Genomic DNA, 25,771 nt, shown 5'->3' on the forward strand with positions numbered 1-25,771 from the left:
TGATCACCAAACGTCATGAATGTTCCTATCTTTTTTATCTTATTGATATCGCAATATTATTTGTGGGGATACCTCAGACTCTGACCCCATATTTATGTTTACGGCAAATGCTCGGTTGCCAGGTAGTCGTGTGACTGCATTTCCTTTAAGCGGCTAAGACAGCGTCTGAACTCAAAGTTAAGTAGCCCCTCGGTGTACAAGCTTTCCAGCGCGACTTCTGCAGATATGATCAGCTTTACATTTCGCTCGTAAAACTCGTCCACCATTGCAATAAAACGGCGCGCCACATCGTCATTGTGCTGGCCCATTTCCTTAACATTCGCTAAAAGCACTGAGTGATAACAACGGCTTAGCTCAATGTAGTCGCTCTGGCTGCGGGGTCCGCCACACAGGGCTTTAAAATCTATCATCAATACCCCGTCAGCGTTTCTAAGCGTCGGTATTTTTCGGTTGTTCACCTCAATATCTTCGCCTTTAGAGCCTTCTTCCGGTGCTAACTGAGAAAAGTAGCTATGCAAGTTTTCAGTGGCTTCGCCATCAAGTGGGTAGTGATAAATTTCGGCTTGCTCTAACGTTCTAAGACGATAATCAATACCGCTATCAACATTTACCACGCGGGTATTCTGATTGAGTAGATCGATAGCAGGTAAGAACCGCGCACGCTGTAATCCGTTTTTATACAAATCGTCAGGGACTATGTTCGACGTCGCCACCAGCACAATACCGTGACCAAACAGCTCTTCCATTAACGTGCCTAAAATCATGGCATCGGTTATATCAGACACGAAAAACTCGTCAAAGCATATTACCCGCGCTTCTTTTGCTAACTTAGCCGCTACCAGCTTTAGCGGGTCTTGTGCGTTTTTAAGCTGCTTTAGTTCATCGTGTACACGGTACATAAAGCGGTGAAAATGCACGCGCATTTTCTTTTCGAAAGGCAAACAGTCGTAGAATGTATCTACTAAATAGGTTTTGCCTCGCCCTACCCCACCGTAAAAGTAAATGCCCTGGATACCAGGCTTCGCATGGCCTTTCCCAAACGCTGCTTTTAACTTTACCCGCCACGTCGTTTTCTTTTCAGGTTGGGTAAGTTCATCAAACAAACGTTGAAGTTCTTTTACTGCATTTTCTTGCGCCGCGTCGTAATGAAAGTCAGACGACTGAAGATCTAGCTGATATTTTTCCCATGGCGTCATCGCCGAAACCACTCCGTACAAAAGTCAATAGCGGCGCTTGCTGCACCGACCTGCTTGAATTTCTCAATTATGACCTTAATTTTAATGGAAATCACGGTAGAATCTCACATTGAAATTCGACATACACCGAATAAATGTCACGATGTATGCGCTTTTCGGGTTCGACCTTGCTATATTCAGCGTATGGTCGAAAGCAGCTTTTAGATCGTAGAAGTAAAGGTCGGCTGCAAGATGTAGATTGATTCGGAGAATATAATGGAATTGTTAGTATCTCTTGCTTTGTTAGTAGTTGGGTTAATTATTGGCTTTTTCGCAGGTCGCTTTTTTCAACAAAAGCAGGGCGCAGGCAATACTGCACAGACTGAGAAGCAAGTTAAAGAGATCCTCGCACAGCAGGCGCAACACCACATTCATCAAACTCGTCAAAGCTTAGAGAGCATTGAAAGCCAGTGCGAAACCTTAAAGCAACAAATTGAAGAGTATGAATTGCTGCTTGAGCAAGGCAGCGATGATGACAGCAAAGTTCCTTTTTATGGGGAACAAGCAACTACGTATTTACGTAACAACCTAAAAGGGTCTGACAAATCGAGAGTTCAGCGTGTATCTGACACACAGCCAAGAGACTTCGCTAACTCGGGTTCTGGGCTGTTCGTCGGCGGATCTGATAAGAATACCGCAGAAAAACAGTAACATCGGGAACTTTATCACGACCTCGGACTCTTTTAGTGAAACCATGCTATGTCGCATATAACATGAAGGAGTGTAAGCGAACATGAAAATGTCTTTCCGCCATTGTCTATTGGCGTCTGCCGTTGTTGTAAGTTCATTGGGCTTTACTGCTAGCACACAGGCGGCGTTACCGTTCTTTTCTGATAAGAAAGATGAAGTTCCCTCTTTAGCCCCTATGCTAGAAGAAGCTACCCCAGCGGTAGTGAGCATTGCGGTAGAAGGAACACAAACCTCTACGCAGCGTGTACCCGAGATGTTTCGCTACTTCTTCGGCGCCCCGCAAGAGCAGGTTCAAGAACGCCCTTTCCGAGGTCTTGGTTCTGGTGTCATCATTGATGCCGATAAAGGTTATGTCGTTACCAACAACCACGTTGTTGATAATGCAGATGAAATCACTGTTAAGTTAACTGACGGTCGCGAGTTTAAGGCGAAAAAGCTAGGCTCTGACGAGCAAAGCGATATCGCGCTACTTAAAATAGAACCTGATGATTTAAAAGCGTTACCGCTTGCCGATTCTGACGCGCTGCGCGTAGGCGACTTTGTAGTAGCTATTGGTAATCCGTTTGGTCTTTCTCAAACGGTTACCTCTGGTATTGTAAGTGCTCTGGGCCGCTCTGGCTTGAACATTGGTGGTTATGAAGACTTTATTCAAACCGACGCAGCAATTAACCGCGGTAACTCAGGCGGTGCGTTAGTTAACCTTCACGGTGAACTGGTTGGTATCAACACCGCTATTTTTGGTCCTAACGGCGGTAACGTCGGTATTGGTTTTGCTATTCCTGCCAATATGATGAAAAGCCTAATTGATCAAATTGCAGAATTTGGTGAAGTTCGCCGTGGCCTTCTAGGCATTTTAGGTAGCGATATTGACGCGGGCCTTGCAGAAGCCATGAATGCGGAAGTGAACATTGGTGCGTTCGTGAGCGAAGTGCAGCCAGACTCTGCCGCTGAAAAAGGTGGTCTGCAAGCCGGTGATATTATTACTGCCATTAATGGTCGTAAACTTCATAGCTTCCAAGAACTGCGCGCAAAAATTGCGAGTATGGGCGCGGGCGCTGAAGTTGAGCTCACGGTAATGCGCAAAGGTAAGAAAATGAATGTAGACGTTGTATTAGATGACGCTACAGATACGACAGTGACTGCTGCTCAAATTCACCCAGCCCTAGAAGGAGCAACCCTGTCTAACGGCACTGACGATGCTGGGAATGCTGGTGTAGTGGTTTCTGATATCGAGCGTGGTGCGCCTGCGGCGCGAATTGGTCTTCAATCTGATGATGTGATAATCGGCGTTAACCGAGTACGTACGTCTACGGTTGCAGAGTTCAGAAATGCACTAGACGAAGCCAAAGGCGTTATCGCACTCAATGTAAAACGTGGAAACTCTACGCTTTATTTGGTAATCAGACAGTAGCAATTTAGCACTTCAATTACATCCTCAGCTCAGACGCGTTGGTGTCCAAGCTGAGGGTTAGCATAAAAACGGCGCTTTATAAGCGCCGTTTTTGTTTTCAAATGATAACCGTTGAAAACAATGTGCTCCTAGCTTCCTAAAGGGGCTTCTTTACGGGCTCCTCTGATAAGCCGCATTCTCGAGCTACACCTATGTCCACGTAAATAACGCTGTATGAACAGCATGAAAGGTTTTGAAGTACATGCTAGTGCAAATTGAGTTGCACAAAATTTGCGTTTCATTACGGTAGTTTATTAAATAAAGTGATATCCTTTGCCGTAAGATGATAATTTAAGAATGTTGCGCTTTAAGATTGTGAAGTAGTGCTAAGTTAACGGCACGTATTAATTAAGTGCGACAGATAACAAAAAGTGTGATTTGTGACTGGCCGCTCAATTTTTAACTTCTTACTAAAATCTGTATTTCTTGGCGTAGCTGTTGCTGCACTACTCTTAGTTTTCCTACCCGATCTACGTCAAGGCAAAGGCCTTGCTCAAGGATTCTTTAACTCTCCATCAGTAAGCGCTAGTCGCGAAAGCTATTTTACTGCCCTGAGCCGCTCTGCGCCTGCAGTAGTCAATATCTACAGCGTCAGTATTGAGAACGGTTCAGGCCTATTCAGAAATCAATCTCGTGGGCGCACCAATTTGGGTTCTGGCGTTATCATGACAGAAAATGGCTATTTGCTTACCTGTCACCACGTAGTTGCAGATGCCGATAGCATTTACGTAGCGGTTCAAGATGGACGTATTTTGGAAGCGCAAATTGTGGGCACCGACCCACTGACCGACCTTGCCGTGTTAAAAGTCACCGCTGATAACCTGCATATTATTCCTCAGGTATCGGAACCTGACACCCATGTGGGTGATGTGGTGATGGCGATTGGTAATCCTTTCGATTTGGGACAAACCATTACTCAAGGCATAGTAAGCAGAGCCGGACGAAATGGTCTATCTAATTATGTTGATTTCATTCAAACCGACGCAGTTTTGAACCAAGGTAATTCTGGTGGTGCGCTGGTAGATAGCAATGGTATTTTGCTGGGTATCACTAACGCCAACTTCCAGGTGCTAGATTCAAATAATCGCGCTCGCAATGTAGACGGCATTAACTTTGCCGTGCCTTACGAATTAGCTAAGCGAGTCATGGATGAAATTATCAGCAATGGACGTGTTGTTCGCGGGCAGCTTGGTTTTGTTGGCGGTGAAAACCGCAACCGACCAGGCATAGACGTTTCAGCAGTAGCTAAAGGCAGCCCTGCCGACATCGCGGGTATCCGCCCTGGCGACATCATAGTAGCCATAGACGGCGTACGTTTAGAAAGCGCATCAAAAACGTTGGATATGATTGCCGAAACCGAGCCCGGTACAGAACTTGAAATTGAGCTCAGCCGCGACGGGCGTTCAATTACTCTTACGGCAACGGTTGCAGAGCTTCGCGCTGGTCAATAAGTATTGTTGGAGCTGGCAGATTAGTTCGGCTTCCCAAGTTTAGAACGTGAAGATTTAATACCAGCCCGCATAGATAATAGACACAAAAAAAGCGCCAGATAGATATGCTATCTGGCGCTTTTTCGTAGAAGTGCGAAACCTTGAGTTATTCTTTCACTCTTTCAATGATGGCACCCAAGCCACCCAGCTTCTCTTCAATTGCTTCATAACCACGGTCTAAGTGATAAATGCGATTCACGTGAGTCTCACCTTCTGCGATGAGCCCAGCTATCACCAAGCTTGCCGACGCGCGCAGGTCAGTAGCCATTACCGGAGCTCCTTTAAGGCTTGAGCTGCCTTTAGACACTGCTGAGTTCGCTTCTAACGCGATTTCTGCGCCCATACGTTGTAACTCTGGCACGTGCATGAAGCGGTTTTCAAAAATGGTTTCTGTAATTACGCCCGTGCCTTCGGCAACACAGTTAAGGGTAACAAACTGCGCCTGCATATCCGTAGGGAATGCTGGGTGTGGTGCGGTTTTAACTCGCACAGCCTGTGGTTTGCGCCCTTCCATGTCTAGCTCTATCCAGTCATCACCAGTGGTGATTTTAGCTCCGGCTTGCTCTAGCTTATCTAGCACTGCATCTAATGTATCTGGCGCCGCATGAGTACAGCGTATTTTCCCACCTGTCACAGCGGCCGCTACCAAGAAAGTACCGGTTTCTATACGGTCAGGCAGCACTGCATAATCACAACCGTTTAAGGTTTCCACGCCCTCAATGGTTATTTTATCGCTTCCTGCACCGCTAATTTTCGCGCCCATCTGAATAAGACAGTTTGCTAGATCAACGATTTCGGGCTCGCGTGCCGCGTTTTCAAGAATGGTTGTTCCGTCAGCCAGCGCCGCTGCCATCAGTAGGTTTTCAGTGGCACCCACGCTTACCATATCCATGAAAATACGCGCACCTTTCAGACGACCATCGACTTCGGCTCGAATGTAGCCTTCGTCTACTTCAATCTTCGCGCCCATCTTTTCAAGGCCAGTTAAATGAAGATTTACCGGGCGCGCACCTATAGCACAGCCCCCGGGCAAAGAGACATTCGCTTTACCTTGCTTAGCTAACAGTGGGCCAAGTACCAAGATAGACGCACGCATAGTACGTACTAACTCATAGGACGCTGTAACGCTTTGTAGCGTACTCGCATCGATAACGATATCGTTAGGTGCGGGTAGTGCGACTTCAACCCCTAATTCACGCAAAAGTGCCGTCGTTGTATTGATGTCACGAAGACGAGGAACGTTGGTGTAACGACAAGGAGAGTCGGTCAGCAAGCTTGTCATCAACAATGGCAAGGCCGCGTTTTTAGCGCCAGAGATGCGCACGGTACCGTTGAGCGCAGGGCCCTTTTTAATTACGAGTTTATCCACGTGCTACGCCTATTATTGAGGAATATTAAACTGGCGCTCACGCTCCCAGTCTTTTACTGAAAACGTCTTGATGGTAATTGCATGCATGCTGCCGTCTGCAATTTTATCAGCCAAAGGCGCATATACCGCTTGCTGGCGCTTCACACGGCTCATTTCGTTAAAAGCATCGCTTACCGCAATAATATTAAAATGCGAACCTTCGCCCTTTACATGGACTTCGTGAAGGTCTAACGCATCTTTCAAGATTTTTTCAATTTCAGACAATTCCATAACTTACTTCTTAATTCGCTAACGGGTGTTTATTCTACGGGTAAAAAGCTATCTGCGTCGCTTATTTTAGCAAGCTTACGTAGCTTCTCAGGCATTTTATATAGGCTCATGCTAACACCATTTTGCTTTGCATCCCTAACGGCATTAATAAGCCAAGCCAAACCTGCACTGTCTGCGCGCTCAACATCACTTAAATCAACAAGACATCTTTTATTGTTAATCAAGGTACTACGCTCATTTCCGTTCAAACTATCCCAGAAATTCTTCGACAGCGTTTCACGGTCAAGATTACCGTGAACCACTACATTGCCTTTGTCGTTTACCTCGAATAGGCTCACTCAGTCTCTCCTTCGATTTCGATTGGCTCGCCTTGCTTAAGCTCAACTGGCTTACCAATTTTGTCGCGCATTAGTGCGATAACTGCATCGATACCGTCTTGACGAAGGATTGATTCAAATTCGCTACGCTTGCTGTTTAGCATGCTGATGCCTTCAGCAACCATATCGTAGGCTTTCCACTCGTTCGTTTTACTATCTTTACGAACTTTAAAAGCAATTTTGATTTCAGGGCGGTTTGGATCTTGAACCACTGCACGCACTGTTACTGATTTTTTATCATCAAAAGATGATTCAGGCTCAAAGATGACTTCTTGGTTGTCGTAGTAACCCATTGCCACAGCGTAGGTTGTTACCAAATATTGACGAAATACGCTGATGTACTCGCCCATCTTCTCTTGAGGTACTGACTTAAAGTGTTTACCTAGTACCATAAAAGCAGCGAATTTGTAGTCGATATGAGGTACTAATTCTTCTTCCATAATAGTGCGTAGCATTTCAGGATCAGCTTTAATCGCTGCTTGGTTCGCTTTGATGCGTTCAAACGTGCGGTTTGCTACGTCTTGAACCAATTCATACGGGTTTTGTTCATTAACTTCTTGTGCATTCGCTATGCCCGCTACGGACATCATGAAGATGCCAAGTGCTACCATAAACTTTTTCAAAATTACTCTCCTAACTTAAAACTCTATTTAGCAGACCTGATGGCAATCCAATAAGTTTCATCACGCCGCTGGAATAATTTAACGACCTGGTAATATACGTCTGGCCGTAATACTGCGATTAGTCTTCGTCGCTTCCGCGATTAAATAAGAACTGACCAATGAGATCTTCAAGAACCAAAGCTGACTTAGTATCCTGAAGGTAATCGCCATTCTGTAAATTAGCGACACCGTCGAAAGAAAAGCCAGGTTGGAAGCCAACATACTGTTCGCCTAGCAAACCCGAGGTCAAAATAGACACAGAGCTGGTTTCTGGAAAGCCGTTGTATTCATTTAAAATTGACAGCTCAACCACTGGCGTAAAATCTTCTTGGTCTAGCGTAATCGATGACACACGGCCAACCGTTACCCCACCAACCTTTACTGCCGATCTCGGCTTTAAGCCGCCAATATTGTCGAATTTTGCGTATAACGTGTAGGTATCGCCTTCGGTGGCTACCGTTTGGTTTGCTACTTTCAGTGCCAATAACAACAACGCACCGATTGTAAGCATGACAAACACACCAACCATTACTTCCGTTTTATACTTACTCATTCCAATCCCCTACTCGATACCAAACATAAGGGCGGTTAGCACGAAGTCCAGCCCTAATACTGCTAATGATGAATAGACCACCGTTTCGGTAGTCGCTTTGCTGATCCCTTCCGATGTTGGAATAGAATCGTAACCTTTAAATATGGCAATCCACGTCACAACCAAGGCAAACACGAGGCTTTTTATTACGCCGTTTATGACATCCTGGTTCCAATCTACTGTCGATTGCATAATTGACCAGTAGCTGCCTGCATCAACGCCTAACCAATCAACACCCACTAAGTGGCCGCCTAAAATACCAATGGCACTGAAAATAATGGCAAGCATAGGCATCGCTAACATTCCCGCCCAAAAACGCGGAGCGACGATACGTCGTAGCGGGTCTACCGCCATCATCTCTAAACTACTCAGCTGCTCCGTGGCTTTCATTAAGCCTATTTCAGCTGTTAAGGCTGAGCCAGCTCGCCCAGCAAAAAGCAATGCGGTCACAACCGGACCAAGCTCCCTTAACAATGAAAGTGCGACCATGGGGCCTAAGCTACCTTCTGCGCCATAATCAACCAAAATGGTGTAGCCTTGTAGCGCCATTACCATGCCGATGAATAACCCCGACACCATAATAATGAGTAGCGACTGAACGCCCACTACATACAATTGCTTAATCACCAGCGGTACATTTTTAAGCCGAGGAACAGCGATTAACGCACCGAATAACATAAGAGCTGCTCGACCAACCGCAGTGACCTTCCCTATCGTTTTAGCGCCTATTGATTGGAAGAACTTCATTTATCTGCCCCCAAGAAGCTTGCTTTCAAATCAGGTGCAGGATAATGAAATGGTACCGGACCATCTGCTTTTCCTTTCAAGAACTGTTGGACTAATTCAGAGTCACTTTCTTTGATTTGCTGCGCCGTTCCTTCACCGATAACCCGCTTGTCAGCTAAGATATAAATATAATCGGCAATGGTCAGTACTTCAGTGACATCGTGAGTCACCACAATACTGGTTAGATTAAGTGCGTCGTTTAATTCACGAATAAGCTTAACCAGCACACCCATTGATATAGGATCTTGTCCTGCAAAGGGTTCGTCGTACATGATTAAATCTGGATCTAGTGCAATCGCCCTAGCCAAAGCAGCCCTGCGCGCCATACCACCAGATAATTCACTAGGCATTAACTGAGCTGCACCGCGCAATCCTACTGCCTGTAGCTTTAAAGCGACAATTGTCGCAATAACGTCTTCAGAAAGTTTTGTATGTTCGCGAAGTGGAAACGCCACGTTATCGAACACACTCATATCGGTAAAAAGCGCACCACTTTGAAAAAGCATGCTCATTCTACGACGTGTCTCATATAGCGTTTTTCTCGACATAGAAACAATCGAATCGCCGTCGAATCTAACGTCACCTTCATCTGGCGTTAACTGCCCGCCAATAAGGCGCAGCAGCGTGGTTTTACCTATACCACTTGGCCCCATTACCGCAGTAATTTTGCCTTTGGGTACCTTTAGCGATATCCCATCATAAATGATGCGATCAGCGCGCTTAAAGGTAAGGTTATCTACTTCAACTAAATGATCCATAGTTACTTAAATGTCGACCCCTGACGTTGGATTGAGACCTTATAAAATAACGCGTTCAATCCACTTAGAAAATTTTAAAATTATAAGAGTAAGTGAGTATTCAATTTCTGTGCCTTCACTTGATCCACTCTTAAGGTTTACTGCACAGTTTACTTTATGAGCGCATAAAATCAAAAAAGTTTACTCTCCAGTGTACTTTTTTGAATTTCTATCGCCAGACACGGTATAGAACACCTTGTCTGGGCGGTGTAATTTAAGGACATTGTACGCTTTTTCAAGCCCCTCGCCAAAGTCAAAAAGTTACAAGTTATGTTCGATTAAGACGTTGGGTATCTCACGTTTAAGTGCCTAACCTTCCCTAGCAATCTTTACGCTTAACATTGACTCCATCCTATTTTGTTGTTTCTTAACTGAAACTGAATATGACGTCTTGTGTGTGTAAGTGCGACCTAATTTGCGTATTCAGCGGAAATTTACGTCAATTGACAGTATTTGGCGAAAATAAAACGCTGCGAGCATAGGCAAATGGCACTCTTTTTGCGACAATCTAGCGAAATACTTTCTATTACAGGTTGTTGTGCTTTTAAACATTGTCATTTTTCTTGTTGGGCTGATTGTACTGAGTTGGAGCGCTGACCGGTTTGTATATGGCGCCTCAGCATTAGCAAAAAACATCGGCATTTCTCCAATGATGATCGGACTAACGATTGTCGCTATGGGATCTTCGGCACCTGAAATTGTGGTTTCCGCCATAGCCTCCGCAAATGGCAATATGAACACCGCCGTGGGTAACGCGCTAGGTTCTAACATCACGAACATCGCGCTAGTTTTAGGTATAACCGCGCTAGTGAAACCATTGCTTGTTTCATCAACAACATTAAAGCGCGAGCTTCCAGCACTCCTTATCATCTCATTGATTGCTATTGGCTTTATGTTTGACGGTGAACTTAAGTCTTATGAAGGCATTATCCTACTAGGCCTGTTCATTTTCGTACTGGCAATGATGGCGTGGTTGTCGCTACAGGTAGATAAAGAAGACCCTCTGGTTGCGGAAACCGCAGATGAAATCCCCAAAGGCGTTTCAAATACGTCAGCCCTCATTTGGATTGGTGTAGGCCTTGTAATACTGCCATTAAGTGCTCACTTTTTGGTGAACTCAGCAGTAGAAATTGCCAGATACATGGGCATTTCGGATTTGGTTATCGGACTAACGATTATTGCGTTTGGTACAAGTCTACCTGAGCTAGCAGCAAGTGTTGCGGGTGTACTTAAAGGTGAAGACGATTTAGCACTGGGTAATATCATCGGCTCAAATATCTTCAACCTGCTTGCAGTACTTGGCATGCCCGGCTTAATCGCGCCTGGTATCCTGGACCCTGACGTTTACAACCGAGATATGTACGTAATGCTTGGTTTAACATTATTATTGTTCTTGTTCAGCTTCGATTTAATCGGCAAACGTACAATATCAAGAACAAATGGATTCATACTTCTGGCTTGCTTTATCGGCTATCAATTCTGGCTATTCGGATAATCATGAATACACAAACTCAGATGAACTATATCGACTCAGCGAAGCGCGTTATTGAAATTGAAACACAGGCTATTGCTAATCTGGCAGAGCGCTTAAACAATGAATTTATCGCTGCCTGTAATATTCTCTTTGCCTGCAAGGGTAAAGTTGTCGTGAGTGGTATGGGAAAGTCTGGGCATATCGGAAATAAAATTGCCGCTACGCTTGCCAGTACAGGTACTCCTGCATTTTTCATGCACCCTGGTGAAGCCAACCATGGCGACTTGGGCATGCTAAGCAAAGGCGATGTCTTACTCGCCATCTCTAATTCTGGCGAGACTAACGAGCTAGTTAACTTATTGCCCGTAGTTAAGCGCTTAGGCATACAGGTGGTCGCCATGACCAACAGTGCTTCCAGTTCATTGGGGCAACACGCAGATGTCGTACTTGATATCAGCGTTGAAAAAGAAGCGTGTTCGCTAGGTCTTGCTCCTACGTCAAGCACAACCGCCACACTGGTTATGGGTGATGCGCTTGCGGTAGCACTGCTCGACCAAAAAGGTTTCACCTCAGATGACTTTGCGCTTTCGCACCCAGGCGGTAGTTTAGGCAGAAAACTTCTGCTTAAAGTTAGCGATATCATGCTAAGCGGCAGTGATATCCCCCTTGTCCATGCCAGTGCTTCTGTCGCTGACGCACTGCTGGAAATATCTAAAAAGGGATTGGGTATGACAGGCGTGATAGCGGCAGACGGTACGCTGACAGGCGTCTTTACGGATGGCGACCTACGACGAATTCTCGATGCCCGCGTAGACGTACACAGTGCGACAGTAGAAGAAGTAATGACTAAAGGCGGCAAGACTACCACCGCAGGTCAGCTGGCTGTAGAAGCCCTGAATTTGATGGAAACCCATAAAATTAGTGCGTTAATGGTTACTGACGATAAGCGCAAACCTGTTGGGGCTTTTAACATGCATATGCTACTAAAAGCAGGAGTGCTTTAAATGACAACCACCTTGTACACGGAAATAAATGACTCGCTTTTCGCAAAACTAGCCAAGATAAAGTTGCTGGTATGTGACGTTGATGGTGTGTTCTCAGATGGCCGAATTTACTTAGGTAACGACGGTGAAGAACTTAAAGCATTCCATACCCGTGATGGATATGGTGTAAAAGCGCTAGTGAGCAATGGAGTGAATGTCGCGGTTATTACTGGACGTCGCTCTGCCATTGTTGAAAATAGAATGAAGGCACTGAATGTTGCACATATAATTCAAGGCGAAGAGAATAAAGCAGACGCGCTTAGTGACCTGATGAAACGCCTTGAGTTAAACACTGACGAAGTGGCTGCGGTAGGTGATGACATGCCAGATACGGGTATGTACAAGCACGTTGCGGTTAAAATTGCGGTTGCCGATGCCCATCCTTACGTAGCAAAACAAGCAAACTGGATTACGACCCTTCCCGGTGGGTTTGGCGCGGTCCGAGAAATATCGGATACCATTTTGCAGGCCAAAGGGGTAACAAATGAGATTTTTGGAGCTAGTGTATGAGCCTGTTTGGCTTTAATCGCTTAGGATTAAGTATATCGGCGCTATTTATTCTGGCGATGCTGATGTACATCCCTACGTGGATGGAAGAGCAGCCTGAAACGCAGGGGAATCGTGAAAACGATGCGCTAAAGCCCGCCTACAAAGCAAAAAATCTAACCACTACGCTGTACAATCAAGACGGTGAGTTAAATCACAAAGTATTTGCAGAGTCGATGGAGCATTACGACCAGCTTGGCTTTGTATTGTTTCAGCAACCTAAATACACCCTTTATACAGAAAACGCGTCATCACCATGGGTGGTAACCGCTGATGAAGGTACACTATACAATAACGAGCTAATCCAGCTGGAAAACCAAGTTAATATTGAGAACCAAACTGGCGATGACTTTGTCAGAAGTATATCGACCGAGTACATTCAAATTAATTTAGAAACCAAGCAAATGACATCTGACCAACCCGTTGAAATACTGGGCACCCAATATGTCATTTTAAGTAATGGGTTTAACGCGAATTTACGCACACAAGAATACGAGCTTTTAGATCATGTACAAACCACTTATTCCCCTAGCAACTAGTTTATTGCTTGCCATCGCTAGCGGTGCGGTACACGCCAGTGAAGATGATTTTTCGCAGCCCATAAAAATAGGCTCGAACACCCAGTTTATCGACGGTAAAAATAAAACCGCGTTGTACAAAGACGACGTACTCATAACTCAAGGCTCTTTGGTTATTGAAGCTGACGAAGTGGAAGTAATTGCCACTGACGGTGGTGGTCGTGAAATATTTATTGCTAGAGGAAAGCCTGCAAGCTATTCCCAGCAATTGGAAGACGGCACGCCAGTTTCGGCAAAAGCTAATGAAATACGCTATGAAGTGGTGAACCGAACGATTTCTCTTGCTGGAAACGCAGAGTTGAAACAAGACACCAGTAAAGTACAGGGTGACAACATCACGTTCGATATGATTACCGAGCAATTGCTAGCGACTGGCGGCGCAGGTAAGGATGGTGAGGGTCGAGTGACCACAGTATTCACACCTGAGACCATTCGCAAAACTTCGTCTAAGAAAGACAAAAAAGACAACGAGGGCAATGAATAGCAATGGCAACTTTGAGCGCTAAAAATCTTGCTAAGGCTTACAAGTCAAGACAGGTTGTACGAGATGTAAGCCTGTCTGTCTCAACGGGTCAAATTGTCGGTCTTCTTGGCCCAAATGGCGCTGGTAAGACCACCACATTTTACATGATTGTTGGTTTAGTGAATCTGGATAAAGGCAAGATTGAAATCGACGACAATGAGCTAACTCATCAGCCCATGCACGAGCGCGCACGCCGCGGAATTGGCTACCTACCGCAGGAAGCATCTATTTTCAGAAAGCTCACAGTGCATGAAAATATCATGGCCATTTTGCAAACCCGTAAAGATTTAAATTCACAACAGCAAGAAGAAGAAGCTGATGCGCTACTTGATGAATTTAATATTAACCATATACGTAATAGTACTGGGATGAGTTTGTCAGGGGGCGAACGCCGTCGCGTTGAGATTGCCCGCGCTCTGGCAGCAAAACCGCAATTTATTTTGTTAGACGAACCATTTGCTGGTGTTGATCCAATATCAGTTAATGATATAAAGAAGATAATACAACATCTTCGCGATAGGGGGATTGGAATCCTTATCACGGACCATAACGTACGAGAGACATTGGATGTTTGTGAAAAGGCGTACATTGTGAGTCATGGCGAGCTTATTGCGCAAGGAACGGCGGAACAGGTTTTAAGTAATCAAAAAGTAAGGGATGTATACCTAGGCGAACAATTCAGGCTATAGTTAATGTAACCGAATTGTCATTTTTCAGTTTCGCTCTGGTATATTCAATTTAGAGCATTTAAATAAGACGTAGATGAAACCATCTTTACAGCTAAAATTTAGCCAACAACTTACCATGACACCTCAGCTTCAGCAGGCCATTAAACTGCTGCAGCTTTCTACACTTGATCTTCAACAAGAGATCCAAGAAGCGCTCGATTCTAATCCGCTATTAGAAGTTGAAGAAGGTAACGACGAGCCGCAACTAGAAAAGAACAATATCGACAACGATGACAGCGGCTCTGAGGCCACTGCTTCTGCATCTAGTGACACACTAGAAGCCGGCGATGCACTTGAGAAAAACGATCTTCCCGATGAGCTGCCAATCGACAGCACATGGGACGAATACTACTCTGCTTCATCTTCGCCTGCTCCGGGTCCATCCAATGACGACGAGCAAATCTTCCAAGGTGAGACTACTGAAGATATTCAAGAGCACCTTCTTTGGCAAATGCGCCTTACCCATTTCTCGGATACCGATCGCGCAATCGCTACAGCAATCATCGACTCTATTGACGAGTCAGGTTATTTAACCGTTACGCTAGACGATATTTTAGAAGCAGTTAACGACGATGAAATGGAAGAGCCGATAGAAATGGACGAAGTTGAATGTGTTCTTAAACGCATTCAAATGTTTGATCCCATTGGTTCAGGTTCTCGCTCTCCGCAAGAGTGCCTTATGGTGCAATTGCGTCAGTTTTCAGAAGACACGCCGTGGCTTGCTGAAGCGAAACAACTGATTGAAGAGTACTCTGACTTACTGAGCAGCAAAGACTATCGCACCCTAATGCGTAAAAGCCGATTAAAAGAAGATCAGCTACGCGAAGCAATGCGTTTACTTCAAACCTTGAATCCTCGCCCAGGTAGTGCTTTAGTTACTAAAGAGCCTGAGTATGTTATTCCTGATGTCTCAGTAACCAAGAAAAATGGCCGTTGGGTGGTTGAGCTGAACCCCGACAGTCTGCCTAAATTAAGCGTAAACCAACAGTACGCTGCAATGAGTCGCCGTGCCAAGAATAGTAGCGACTCACAATTCATCCGCTCACATATGCAAGAGGCCAAGTGGTTCATTAAGAGCCTTGAATCTCGTAACGAAACCTTGATGAAGGTTGCAAACTGCATTGTGCAGCAACAAATGGGCTTTTTTGAGCACGGCCCGGAAATGATGAAACCAATGGTGCTAAATGATGTCGCAGAAATGGTAGATATGCACGAATCGACTATTTCGCGTGTGACAACGCAAAAGTATATGCATACGCCACGTGGAATTTTCGAATTGAAGTATTTCTTCTCTAGCCACGTTGCAACTGAGTCTGGTGGTGAATGTTCATCTACAGCGATTCGTGCATTGATCAAGAAATTAGTGGCTGCTGAAAAGCCTAGCAAGCCGCTAAGTGATAGCAAGATTGCTTCATTGTTGGCCGAACAAGGCATTAAAGTTGCCCGGCGAACAATAGCAAAGTACCGGGAATCGTTGTCGATCCCGCCGTCGAACCAACGCAAGAGCCTTATTTAAACGGGCTTAATAATATAAGGAAGACGAAATATGCAAATCAACCTTACTGGTCATCATGTCGAAATCACCGACTCTTTGCGTAATTATGTCGATACGAAGTTCAGCAAACTTGAACGTCACTTTGATCACATTTCTAATGTGCATGTCATCCTGAACGTTGAAAAATTAAATCAAAAAGCCGAAGCGACCGTTCATTTAAGTGGCGCTGAAGTATTCGCATCCTCAGAAAATACCGACATGTATGCGGCGATTGACAGCATGGTTGATAAACTCGACCGGCAGGTAATCAAGCATAAGGAAAAACTGAAAAAACATTAGTAGTTAATAAAGCATGGATATACAAGCCATCGTAAGTCTGGACCGCACCGAGTGTGCGGTTCAGTGTAATAGTAAAAAGCGAATTCTTGAGATCATCGCTGATATTGCCGCCAAGCAAAACGAGAACATCGATCAGGCGACAGTACTCAACAGTTTAATGGCTCGAGAACGCATGGGTAGTACAGGCATAGGCAATGGTATCGCCCTGCCCCACGGCCGTTTAGCGGGTCTTGAGAAAGTGATAGCAATTGTTGTAACCAGCACGCCAGCTATCGACTTTGACGCCCTTGATGAAAAGCCCGTAGACATCTTTTTTGCGCTACTCGTTCCCGAGGAGCAAACCGAAGGACACCTACAAACGCTAGCCACCGTGGCTGGCAAACTAAGCGACAAAGAAACGATTAAAGCAATACGTCGCGCAACGACAAGCGACGAAATTCTTTCTGCATTAAATTAATCATTGTGCGCCTAAGTATTGATAGTTAGGCGCGTAATTCGACAACGTGTATGCGATAAAACCAGAGTATTAGGGAGAAATTAGGTGAAGCTGATCATAATCAGTGGTCGTTCGGGTTCTGGTAAATCTGTCGCACTTCGCGCATTGGAAGATTTAGGTTATTACTGTGTTGATAATATCCCGGTAAACTTGCTTCCCACACTAACTCATACTGTTGTTGATGAGTATGATCAGGTAGCGGTAAGTATTGATGTTCGAAACTTGCCTAAGAATCCTGACGATTTGGTAGAAATACTAGACTACCTGCCTTCTTCGTGGTCGATGACCATCGTTTACATTGATGCAAGCGATGACGTATTGGTTAAGCGCTTTAGCGAAACCCGACGCCTTCATCCCCTTGCTAAGCTCAATAAATCCTTATCTGAGGCGATTAAAGCTGAATCTGCCCTACTTGCACCTATCGCAGAACGAGCAGATTTATACTTAGATACCGATAAGCTGACCATTCACCAATTGGCTGAATTGATTCGAGAGCGCATTCTGGGTAAGAAGAGCTCACGCCTTGTGCTTGTTTTTGAATCTTTCGGCTTTAAGCACGGTATCCCTAAAGATGCGGATTACGTTTTTGACGCGCGCTTTTTACCTAACCCCCATTGGGAGCCCGACCTTAAACATCTGACCGGATTAGACGCACCAGTAGAAGTATTTTTGGGGTCGCAGCCTGTAGTGACCAAGTTCATTTGGCAAATTCAGAATTTAATAACGACATGGCTGCCTCATTTAGAGCGCAATAACAGAAGTTACGTAACCGTAGCAATTGGCTGTACTGGTGGCCAACACCGTTCGGTTTATATCGCACAGACCCTGTCGAAAACCTTCAGTGAAATACACCCTGATGTACAAATTCGCCATAGAGAGCTGAATCAGTAATGACTATTCAAAAAACGCTAACTATCGTCAATAAGTTAGGGTTGCATGCAAGAGCGGCGACCCAACTAGTTAAACTTGCTAATCAGTTCGACGCAAAGATCATTTTGAAAAAAGGCGATAAAGAAGCAGACGCAAGCAGTGTATTGGGATTAATGATGCTTGAAAGCCATCAAGGTGAACAGGTTGATGTGATAGTGGATGGGAATGATGCCGTTGATGCCCTTGCTGCCATTGAAGAGCTTATTGAGGGTAGGTTCAACGAAGACGAATAGTCATCCCCGCCCTATTCGTTGACGAATTAATCAACACTTAGCGCAGTTATCTTAAAATCCTGCGCAAAACCTACGCAATTATCATGACAGACTCATCATAATTGCGATATTCTACGCCCACTTAGGCTCAATGGCCTGCATTGTTCATCTTTTAGCTTGTAGGAATAACGCCTTATGGCAGAAGCGCTTGTTTCTAAATACGTACAAACCCAGTTACGCGCAATTAACGCCGCGTTGACCAACGGGCAATTTGTATCTGTACGTAAGCTTCTGCTTGAGTTACCTCCTTCTGACGTTGCCCATATCCTTGAATCTAGCCCCAGCCGAACTCGTGACGAGCTGTGGGAGCTTATTGATGGCGACTTCCACGGCGATATTTTAGAAGAACTCTCTGACGATGTTCGAAACGGTATCATTGCCAAGATGCTTCCTGCCAATGTAGTTGATGCACTTGAAGAAATGGATACCGATGACTTGGCGGAAACGCTAAGCAGCCTTCCCGAGCCGGTATTGGCAGACATTCTAGATTCAATGGATGCACAGGACCGTGTTCGCGCAGAACAGGCACTGTCTTATGGTGAAGAAACCGCTGGTTTCATCATGAACACAGACACCATCACTTTGCGTCCTGATGTCACCATAGACGTGGTTTTGCGTTACATTCGCTTGAAAGGCGAGCTGCCAGAAAATACCGATACGTTTTACGTTGTTAATAGAACTGACAACCTCGTTGGTATTGTGCCAGTTACCCGTTTACTTACTGCCGATACCGATGAGAAAGTCTCTGACGTTATGGACGAAGAATCGGAAGCCATCCCCGTCAATATGCCAGACGATGAAGTGGCGAGTCTTTTCGAACGTTATAATTGGCTTTCTGCACCGGTCGTTGATGAAAATCACCGCTTAGTAGGTCGAATTACTATCGATGACGTGGTTGACATTATTCGTGAAGACGCCGAGCACTCTATGATGAGTATGGCCGGTCTTGATGATGACGAAGATACCTTTGCCCCCGTTATGCAAAGTACCAAACGACGCTCTGTATGGCTGGCAGTTAACTTAGTGACAGCGCTCATGGCTGCCATGGTGAGTGACCTATTTGAAGCAACGCTCAGCCAGCTGGCTGTATTGGCTATTTTAAATACCATTGTTCCCAGCATGGGTGGTGTAGCCGGTAACCAAACGTTAACCCTTGTTATACGCGGTATGGCACTAGGCCATGTTAACGCCAGTAACAGTCGATGGCTTATCACAAAAGAGCTATCAATCGGTTTTCTAAACGGTGCAATATGGGCAGTGCTTATCGCCTCTGTCATTGCACTATGGAAACAAGACTATACGCTTGGCGTTATTATTGCCTTCGCTATGTTGGTCAATATGATTGCTGCAGGCCTTGCCGGTGCAACCTTACCCATGATCATGAAGCGGCTTAAAATAGACCCTGCACTTGCTGGCAGCGTTATTTTAACCACAATAACCGATGTAGTAGGTATTTTTGCCTTCTTAGGTACTGCAACGCTGTTTTTAATTTAAACCTACACTGAGGGTGTAATAAATAAAGTCTGGATGGGTTTAAAGGTTGAACTCAGGCACTCAATGCTCTAGCTATATAGCCATTAATATTTAGTTTGTAACCCACGCCCCATACGGTTTCTACTAGCTGACCACCGTTTTCAATACTGTTTATTTTGTCGAGCTTACTGCGCAGCCGATTAATATGGGTGTTTACCGTATGCTCATACCCCTCATGATTGTACCCCCACACCTCACTGAGCAACTGATTGCGTGAAAACACTTGATTTGGATGACGACAAAAGTAATCCAGTAACGTAAATTCTCTCGCTGTTAACGACAGCACTTGGCCGTTTATCGTTACGCTATGATAACGCTGATCTACCTTAAGCGGTCCTACTTCAATGCTTCCCTCGAAATCTTGAGAAGCTCTAAACTGTTCCTGGTGAGGAATACTTCTGCGCATATGAGACCGAATACGGGCAGAGAACATACGTTCATTAAAAGGACCTGATAGATAGTCATCTACCCCTGCTTCGTAGTAATTAGCCTCATCTACAGCATGGTCAGCTTCCTGTATTAACGTTTCATCACTCTCCACCGCCATTACCCAGCTTTCTGGTGCAGTTTCTACCAAGTTTTTAATACGCTGATGACACATAACATTTCTGTGTGATTCCACAATAACGAGCGAATAATGCTGTGCTCTAAGCAGAGATTCTGCTGAGTGAAAGTTAGAGACTGCATCGTGTAGAAAGCAATGCTTACCTAAGCATTGGGATATGTTCTGTTGAAACTTATTTCCACTGTAGATGAGAAGGATCATATCTCGCTCCTAGTTCGCCGATAACAACCAAGACCGGAGCGTTCGTGTTTTTATTCCACACTAATAATAATTTTTTTACATGATCTTCAATAAAGCAGTTCTAACAGTTCTGTGATTTCTTGAGACAGATCTGTGTGTTTTTTGTAATAGTTCCGTGATGAATTGGACTTTTTACTGGCCTAAATTTTTATGCGTTTTAAGCCATAAACAAGGACTATGAAATGAAACTCAACAAACTTGCCAGTGCGGCGTTACTAACACTTGCGACAACATCATTAAGCCATGCTGTTACCTTAGATATTGAAATTACCAACTTAACTCAGGCGCAAAGTTTTACACCGCGCTTAGTTATTGCCCACGACGACACGGTCGATGCCTTTGAAGTAGGGCAACCCGCATCAACAGCACTAGCGTGGTTAGCTGAAGCAGGTGTGATTGATGACGCGCAAAACGCGGATTCAAGCGGAATGAACTTTGAAGCGTTACTTGGCCCAGTTGATACTGACAATGGTGCTAACACGTGGCATCGATTTGACGGTCTACTGGCGCCAAAGTCAACCTTAAGCTATCCGTTTGATACTATGGGCAAACCTTATCTTTCGCTACTGTCCATGTTAATACCTACTAATGATGCTTTTGTTGGCATGGACAGTATTGAAATTCCAACCGAGCCAGGTACCTATACCTACTATCTTAATGCATATGACGCGGGTACCGAGCTTAATGATGAGCTAAACAGCGCCCGTACAGACGTTGTTGAAGCCGAAACTGGAAATGCATTAGGTGGATATGGCGTACCTGGTGTTGCAGGCGGCGGCGCGCCAACTCGCATTGTCGACTTGGGTACTGGTGGCACTGGCGTTGGCGCACAAATCGTTAACGGCGAAATTGAAGATGGCGAAGATGGCCCCGTTCACATCCACCGTAATACACTAGGCGATACTGACAACGCTGCTGGGGCGAGTGATTTAGACTCTACTGTACACCGTTGGTTAAACCCAGTTGCCCGCGTTGTTATTACTGTTCCTGCCCCATAAGGAGCCAAGATAATGAATAATTCAATAATAAAACTCAGTACATTATTGTTATTTTCAGCACTGCTTACTGCCTGTGGAGACGATGGCGATACCGGCCCGCAAGGTCCGGCTGGCCCCCAAGGGGAAGCGGGTGCTGATGGACAAGACGGTGCAGACGGCCAAGATGGTATCAACGGTAATTCAGCGGTTTATACCGTTCAAATTACGAACTTAACCTACTCTCAGCCTTTTGCACCTGCCGCCGTAATACTACATGAACCTGGCTTCAATGCTTTCGAAGAGGGCGAACCTGCCAGCATGGGCATAGAAATTATGGCTGAGGGCGGCGACCCGTCAATGGTTATCACCGAAGCCATGGACTCAACAGACTTTTTGGATGCGCAAAACTCAGGTGGAATACTGGGTCCGCGTTCAATGAGCAGAGAACTAACCCTTGTGGTGCCTGAACTCGACGCTGATGCTTTGCGTCTTACCGTAACCACCATGTTGGTCAACACTAACGATGGGTTTACCGGTTTGAATGCGGCAAATGTAAGTAACATGGCAATAGGTGATAGCAAAACCTTCATGACTGTAACCTGGGATGCGGGAACAGAAGCAAACACTGAAACAGCTGCTACTATGCCAGGCCCTGCCGCTAGTGCAGCCGGTGGCGGTGGAGAAGCAGCGGGTTACGATGTGGTAAGAGATGACCTCGCCGACGCAGTAAGACTTCACCAAGGTGTAGTCACTAGTGCAAACGCTGACGATCCAAGCCGTGAAGGACTGTCTACGTCAGTGTTAACCGAAGCTCATCGCTTCGACTTTCCAACCAGCCGCGTGGTGATAACCCGAACCCGTTAAATGGTCAAACGCAGTACCACCTGAAAGCGCCCTATTACTCAGGTAATGGGGTGTTTTTACTTTTGTGCGAAGAGGAACTGGAGATAAAACTAACGGGAATAAGAAAGATAAGCGCTGGCTTTGCTGAGTAGATAAACTTCACAAAACCAGGCTAATACGTTATTTGATAAGCTACTTAATAAGCTATTTAATAACTTTGAGGGTAGGCTTACCCTTTTTAGGTGGAACAGGCGCGTCTTTAACGTCGCTTGCATCAGCATCTTCCAGCGACGTTGGGCCGCTAGGTTGAGGCGTATCTTCAGACGTATCTGTACGCTCTTGTTGAGCACGGGCCACATCTTCTTCAGTGGCGAATACTGTACCTGCACCATTTTCTCTTGCGTAAATAGCCATTACCGCTTCACAAGGCATACTTAATCTTCTAGGTTGCCCGGAGAAGCGCGCTTGAAACGATAAGCCATCTAAATCAAGAGAAAAGTTAACACACGCACTAGGTGATACGTTTAAAACGATCTGACCGTCTTTAACGAATTCCTGCGGCACTTCAACCAACTCGTTGGTTGCATCTACCACAATGTACGGCGTTAAGTCGTTGTCAACAATCCACTCATAAAAAGCCCTAAGCAAATAGGGCTGGTTTGACGTCATAGATGTCATAGCGGGTTGTGGATCTCACGCTCTTGGTCAGTCAAAGACGCTTTAAATGAACTACGAGAGAAAATACGGTTCATGTAAGCGTTAATTTCTTTGCTGCCAGCACCGTTTAGTTCAATACCTAGTGCAGGTAAACGCCATAATAGCGGAGCAAGGTAGCAATCCACTAAGCTGAACTCTTCGCTCATAAAGTAAGGCATTTCTCCAAATACAGGCGCAAGAGATAGCAAAGCTTCACGCAGCTCATTACGTGCTGCTTCTACATCACCTTCGCCACGGAAAATACGGGCAGCAAGCGAGTACCAGTCTTGCTCGATACGGTGCATCATAAGGCGGCTCTGACCACGTGATACTGGATAAACCGGCATAAGTGGTGGATGAGGGAAACGCTCATCAAGGTATTCCATGATGATGTGCGACTTGTAAAGTACAAGCTCGCGATCAACTAGAGTTGGAACAGTACCGTAAGGGTTAAGCTCCAACAGATCTTCAGACAAGTTGCTAGGATCTGTGTAGCTGATTTCAACACCCACACCTTTTTCTGCCAACACAATACGCACCTGGTGGCTATAAATATCAATTGTGTCAGAGAACAACGTCATAATAGAACGTTTATTCGCGGCTACGGCCATTCAATTTCCTCCGTCGAGAAACAAGTTTACGCTTACAAACGGTAAGCTTATTACGTTAACTCGTGCTACCTGAAGACCCTATTTACTAGGGTTTTCAGGTAGCACGAGTAAATACCAAAAAAGGGGGCGAGAAGCCCCCTTTTCATATTATACATAAATCTGTGCGATTAGTGCACTTCTCGCCAGTATTCTTTCTTCAGTAAGTAAACAAATACGAACAATACTGCGATAAAGATAAGTACCCACTTACCGATTTTGTGAGATTCAAGCTTAGCAGGCTCACCCGTGTACTCAAGGAAGTTCACGATATCGGCAACAGCTTGGTCGTACTCATCAGGAGACATTGCACCAGTACCATCTGACTTAATGCCTACATAACGCTTAACCATCTCTCCATCAACCATTTGCTCTTCATAAGTACGTGTTGGCGTACCTTGAAGTGGTTGAAGTACGTGTGGCATACCTACTTCTGGGAATACTGTGTTGTTCACACCAAATGGGCGGCTTTCGTCAACATAGAAAGAGCGCAGGTAAGTGTAAATCCAGTCTTCGCCACGAACACGAGCCACTAGCGTTAGGTCTGGTGGAGCAGCACCAAACCAGCCAGCAGCGGCTTCTTCTGGCATTGCACGAGTGATGTAGTCAGACACTTTTTCACCCGTGAACTGCAGGTATTCTTGACCTAGTTCGTCAGGAATACCCAAGTCTTGGAATGAACGCTGATAGCGCTGATACTTCATTGAGTGACAGCCTAAGCAGTAGTTCATGAATAATTGTGCACCGCGTTGTAAAGACGCCTTATCGGTTAAATCGATAGGGGCTTTATCTAGGTGTACGTTCCCGCCTGCCGCAAGCGCTACGCCAGGTAGGAAGAAGGCTAAAAAGCACATCATTTTTTTCATTTAGAAATCCTCTCTGGCACAGGTTTAGTGTTTTCGTTTTTGCTGTACAAGAACAGCGCTACGAAGAAACCGAAGTACATTACCGTTGCAACTTGCGACGCAATGATTTTCCAGTTTTCTTGTGGCGTACCACCTAGGTAACCTAGGAAGATAAACACAATTGCAAACACGATAAGGTTTACTTTGTGTAGGCCACAACGATAGCGCCACGACTTAACGCGACCACGGTCTAACCAAGGCAGGGCAAATAGCGCAGCAATTGCACCGAACATTGCTAATACACCGAATAGCTTATCAGGTACCGCTTTTAATATCGCGTAGAACGGTGTGAAGTACCAAACAGGGAAGATATGCGCAGGCGTCTTCAGTGGGTTTGCAATTTCAAAGTTAGGGTGCTCTAGGAATTTACCGCCCATTTCAGGGGCAAAGAACAGCACGTAAGTGAACAATGCTAAGAATACACAGAACGCCACAAGGTCTTTAAGTACGATGTGCGGGAAGAATGGCAATACATCATCGGCAATGTCGTACTTGCTTGTGTAGTATTCATGGATTTCATATTTCGTCTTTTCAGACTCAGGCAGTGAACCTTTCTTGTGCTTGATAGCGATACCATCAGGGTTGTTAGAACCCACTTCGTGTAGCGCGATAATGTGAAGGAACACAAGAATAACGATAACTAAAGGCAACGCAATAACGTGTAATGCGAAGAAGCGGTTTAGTGTTGCGCCAGAGATAACGTAGTCACCCTGTAGCCAGATAACAAGGTCAGGACCAACAACAGGAATAGCACCAAATAGCGATACGATTACCTGTGCACCCCAGTAAGACATTTGTCCCCAAGGTAGTACGTAACCCATGAAAGCTTCTGCCATAAGCGCTAGGTAAATAAACATACCAAACACCCATAGAAGCTCACGAGGCTTCTGATAAGAGCCGTAAATCATGCCACGGAACATGTGTAGATATACCACAATAAAGAACGCTGATGCGCCAGTACTGTGCATGTAACGGATAATCCAACCGTAGTCGATCTCACGCATGATGTATTCAACAGAAGCAAATGCGCCTTCTGAAGATGGAACGAAGTTCATGGTCAACCAAATACCAGTAACAATCTGGTTCACCAAAACAATAGTTGCTAGAAAACCGAACACATACCAGAAGTTCATGTTCTTTGGAGCAGGATATTGAAGAGCGTGCATATTCGCAACGCGCATCATTGGGATGCGCTCTTCAATCCAACCTAGGAAAGCATTCAT

The 25,771-nt window shown here is 45.2% G+C and carries 30 protein-coding genes; 17 read left to right on the forward strand and 13 right to left on the reverse strand.

Annotated elements, in window-relative coordinates:
* Nucleotides 1-98 precede the first annotated feature (98 nt).
* Nucleotides 99-1,196, reverse strand: a complete 1,098-nt coding sequence (zapE, locus tag QME20_RS12035) for a cell division protein ZapE (RefSeq protein WP_014978401.1) — start codon at nt 1,194-1,196, stop codon at nt 99-101.
* Between the two features lie 255 nt (nt 1,197-1,451).
* Between zapE and QME20_RS12040 the strand changes: the two genes are divergently transcribed.
* The 3 genes from QME20_RS12040 (at nt 1,452) to QME20_RS12050 (ending at nt 4,826) form a co-directional block, all read left to right on the forward strand.
* Nucleotides 1,452-1,886, forward strand: coding sequence for a DUF1043 family protein (locus QME20_RS12040; RefSeq protein WP_014948358.1), 435 nt, complete (start codon nt 1,452-1,454; stop codon nt 1,884-1,886).
* 88 nt (nt 1,887-1,974) lie between these two features.
* Nucleotides 1,975-3,336: a DegQ family serine endoprotease gene (locus QME20_RS12045; RefSeq protein WP_014948357.1), complete on the forward strand. Its 1,362-nt coding sequence runs from the start codon at nt 1,975-1,977 to the stop codon at nt 3,334-3,336.
* A gap of 419 nt (nt 3,337-3,755) precedes the next feature.
* A complete protein-coding gene (locus tag QME20_RS12050) occupies nt 3,756-4,826 on the forward strand; it encodes a trypsin-like peptidase domain-containing protein (RefSeq protein ID WP_014948356.1) in 1,071 nt (356 codons plus the stop codon).
* Between the two features lie 145 nt (nt 4,827-4,971).
* On the opposite strand, the gene murA is transcribed toward QME20_RS12050, so the two are convergent.
* The 7 genes from murA to mlaF form a co-directional block, all read right to left on the reverse strand.
* Nucleotides 4,972-6,234: a UDP-N-acetylglucosamine 1-carboxyvinyltransferase gene (gene murA, locus QME20_RS12055; RefSeq protein ID WP_014948355.1), complete on the reverse strand. Its 1,263-nt coding sequence runs from the start codon at nt 6,232-6,234 to the stop codon at nt 4,972-4,974.
* A gap of 12 nt (nt 6,235-6,246) precedes the next feature.
* On the reverse strand, nt 6,247-6,504 hold the full coding sequence (locus tag QME20_RS12060; protein ID WP_012517351.1) for a BolA family protein: 258 nt from the start codon (nt 6,502-6,504) through the stop codon (nt 6,247-6,249).
* 29 nt (nt 6,505-6,533) lie between these two features.
* Nucleotides 6,534-6,842 carry an STAS domain-containing protein gene (locus tag QME20_RS12065; RefSeq protein ID WP_049586172.1) on the reverse strand — a complete coding sequence of 103 codons (309 nt, stop codon included), beginning with the start codon at nt 6,840-6,842 and terminating at the stop codon, nt 6,534-6,536.
* The gene (locus tag QME20_RS12070; protein ID WP_049586171.1) at nt 6,839-7,504 is read right to left on the reverse strand and encodes an ABC transporter substrate-binding protein; all 666 of its coding nucleotides are present in this window, start codon (nt 7,502-7,504) and stop codon (nt 6,839-6,841) included. Before QME20_RS12070 ends, QME20_RS12065 begins: the two co-directional genes overlap by 4 nt.
* A gap of 118 nt (nt 7,505-7,622) precedes the next feature.
* Nucleotides 7,623-8,096 (reverse strand): outer membrane lipid asymmetry maintenance protein MlaD, encoded by a 474-nt coding sequence (mlaD, locus tag QME20_RS12075; protein WP_014948351.1) that lies wholly within the window; start codon nt 8,094-8,096, stop codon nt 7,623-7,625.
* Nucleotides 8,097-8,105: 9 nt separating this feature from the next.
* Nucleotides 8,106-8,882, reverse strand: a complete 777-nt coding sequence (gene mlaE / locus QME20_RS12080; protein ID WP_014948350.1) for a lipid asymmetry maintenance ABC transporter permease subunit MlaE — start codon at nt 8,880-8,882, stop codon at nt 8,106-8,108.
* Nucleotides 8,879-9,679 (reverse strand): phospholipid ABC transporter ATP-binding protein MlaF, encoded by an 801-nt coding sequence (gene mlaF / locus QME20_RS12085; protein ID WP_014948349.1) that lies wholly within the window; start codon nt 9,677-9,679, stop codon nt 8,879-8,881. The genes mlaE and mlaF overlap by 4 nt, the downstream gene beginning before the upstream one ends.
* Before the next feature lie 577 nt (nt 9,680-10,256).
* On the opposite strand from mlaF, the gene QME20_RS12090 reads away from it, so the two are divergent.
* The 12 genes from QME20_RS12090 (at nt 10,257) to mgtE (ending at nt 19,636) form a co-directional block, all read left to right on the forward strand.
* The gene (locus tag QME20_RS12090) at nt 10,257-11,213 is read left to right on the forward strand and encodes a calcium/sodium antiporter (protein ID WP_014948348.1); all 957 of its coding nucleotides are present in this window, start codon (nt 10,257-10,259) and stop codon (nt 11,211-11,213) included.
* 2 nt (nt 11,214-11,215) lie between these two features.
* The gene (locus tag QME20_RS12095; RefSeq protein ID WP_014948347.1) at nt 11,216-12,196 is read left to right on the forward strand and encodes a KpsF/GutQ family sugar-phosphate isomerase; all 981 of its coding nucleotides are present in this window, start codon (nt 11,216-11,218) and stop codon (nt 12,194-12,196) included.
* Entirely contained in the window at nt 12,197-12,745 is a 549-nt protein-coding gene (gene kdsC / locus QME20_RS12100; RefSeq protein WP_131136027.1) for a 3-deoxy-manno-octulosonate-8-phosphatase KdsC, read from the forward strand. It abuts the gene before it with no gap.
* The gene (gene lptC, locus QME20_RS12105; protein WP_014948345.1) at nt 12,742-13,320 is read left to right on the forward strand and encodes an LPS export ABC transporter periplasmic protein LptC; all 579 of its coding nucleotides are present in this window, start codon (nt 12,742-12,744) and stop codon (nt 13,318-13,320) included. Before kdsC ends, lptC begins: the two co-directional genes overlap by 4 nt.
* Entirely contained in the window at nt 13,289-13,843 is a 555-nt protein-coding gene (gene lptA, locus QME20_RS12110) for a lipopolysaccharide transport periplasmic protein LptA (RefSeq protein ID WP_014948344.1), read from the forward strand. Before lptC ends, lptA begins: the two co-directional genes overlap by 32 nt.
* A 2-nt stretch (nt 13,844-13,845) precedes the next feature.
* On the forward strand, nt 13,846-14,571 hold the full coding sequence (gene lptB / locus QME20_RS12115) for an LPS export ABC transporter ATP-binding protein (protein ID WP_014948343.1): 726 nt from the start codon (nt 13,846-13,848) through the stop codon (nt 14,569-14,571).
* Nucleotides 14,572-14,644: 73 nt separating this feature from the next.
* Nucleotides 14,645-16,126 (forward strand): RNA polymerase factor sigma-54, encoded by a 1,482-nt coding sequence (locus QME20_RS12120; protein ID WP_281715984.1) that lies wholly within the window; start codon nt 14,645-14,647, stop codon nt 16,124-16,126.
* A gap of 30 nt (nt 16,127-16,156) precedes the next feature.
* On the forward strand, nt 16,157-16,444 hold the full coding sequence (hpf, locus tag QME20_RS12125) for a ribosome hibernation promoting factor (protein ID WP_012517338.1): 288 nt from the start codon (nt 16,157-16,159) through the stop codon (nt 16,442-16,444).
* Nucleotides 16,445-16,457: 13 nt separating this feature from the next.
* Nucleotides 16,458-16,901, forward strand: a complete 444-nt coding sequence (ptsN, locus tag QME20_RS12130; RefSeq protein WP_281715985.1) for a PTS IIA-like nitrogen regulatory protein PtsN — start codon at nt 16,458-16,460, stop codon at nt 16,899-16,901.
* 84 nt (nt 16,902-16,985) lie between these two features.
* Nucleotides 16,986-17,831, forward strand: a complete 846-nt coding sequence (rapZ, locus tag QME20_RS12135) for an RNase adapter RapZ (RefSeq protein ID WP_014948340.1) — start codon at nt 16,986-16,988, stop codon at nt 17,829-17,831.
* Entirely contained in the window at nt 17,831-18,103 is a 273-nt protein-coding gene (locus tag QME20_RS12140) for an HPr family phosphocarrier protein (RefSeq protein WP_014997387.1), read from the forward strand. Before rapZ ends, QME20_RS12140 begins: the two co-directional genes overlap by 1 nt.
* Nucleotides 18,104-18,277: 174 nt before the next feature.
* Entirely contained in the window at nt 18,278-19,636 is a 1,359-nt protein-coding gene (mgtE, locus tag QME20_RS12145; RefSeq protein WP_281715986.1) for a magnesium transporter, read from the forward strand.
* Between the two features lie 52 nt (nt 19,637-19,688).
* Here the strand turns inward: mgtE and QME20_RS12150 are convergent, their stop codons facing one another.
* Nucleotides 19,689-20,441 carry a winged helix-turn-helix domain-containing protein gene (locus QME20_RS12150; RefSeq protein WP_281715987.1) on the reverse strand — a complete coding sequence of 251 codons (753 nt, stop codon included), beginning with the start codon at nt 20,439-20,441 and terminating at the stop codon, nt 19,689-19,691.
* A gap of 221 nt (nt 20,442-20,662) precedes the next feature.
* On the opposite strand from QME20_RS12150, the gene QME20_RS12155 reads away from it, so the two are divergent.
* A complete protein-coding gene (locus QME20_RS12155) occupies nt 20,663-21,478 on the forward strand; it encodes a spondin domain-containing protein (protein WP_281715988.1) in 816 nt (271 codons plus the stop codon).
* 12 nt (nt 21,479-21,490) lie between these two features.
* Nucleotides 21,491-22,321: a spondin domain-containing protein gene (locus QME20_RS12160; protein WP_281715989.1), complete on the forward strand. Its 831-nt coding sequence runs from the start codon at nt 21,491-21,493 to the stop codon at nt 22,319-22,321.
* 183 nt (nt 22,322-22,504) lie between these two features.
* Here QME20_RS12160 and QME20_RS12165 read toward each other — a convergent pair whose 3' ends face one another.
* The 4 genes from QME20_RS12165 to QME20_RS12180 all read right to left on the reverse strand — a co-directional run bounded on the left by QME20_RS12165 (nt 22,505) and on the right by QME20_RS12180 (nt 25,771).
* Nucleotides 22,505-22,978, reverse strand: a complete 474-nt coding sequence (locus QME20_RS12165; RefSeq protein ID WP_014997382.1) for a ClpXP protease specificity-enhancing factor — start codon at nt 22,976-22,978, stop codon at nt 22,505-22,507.
* Nucleotides 22,975-23,607, reverse strand: a complete 633-nt coding sequence (sspA, locus tag QME20_RS12170) for a stringent starvation protein SspA (RefSeq protein WP_012517332.1) — start codon at nt 23,605-23,607, stop codon at nt 22,975-22,977. The genes QME20_RS12165 and sspA overlap by 4 nt, the downstream gene beginning before the upstream one ends.
* Nucleotides 23,608-23,774: 167 nt before the next feature.
* On the reverse strand, nt 23,775-24,509 hold the full coding sequence (locus QME20_RS12175) for a cytochrome c1 (RefSeq protein WP_061094258.1): 735 nt from the start codon (nt 24,507-24,509) through the stop codon (nt 23,775-23,777).
* Entirely contained in the window at nt 24,506-25,771 is a 1,266-nt protein-coding gene (locus tag QME20_RS12180; RefSeq protein WP_281715990.1) for a cytochrome bc complex cytochrome b subunit, read from the reverse strand. The genes QME20_RS12175 and QME20_RS12180 overlap by 4 nt, the downstream gene beginning before the upstream one ends.

The organism is Alteromonas sp. CyTr2 (genome assembly GCF_947311905.1).
Lineage (GTDB): Bacteria > Pseudomonadota > Gammaproteobacteria > Enterobacterales > Alteromonadaceae > Alteromonas > Alteromonas macleodii.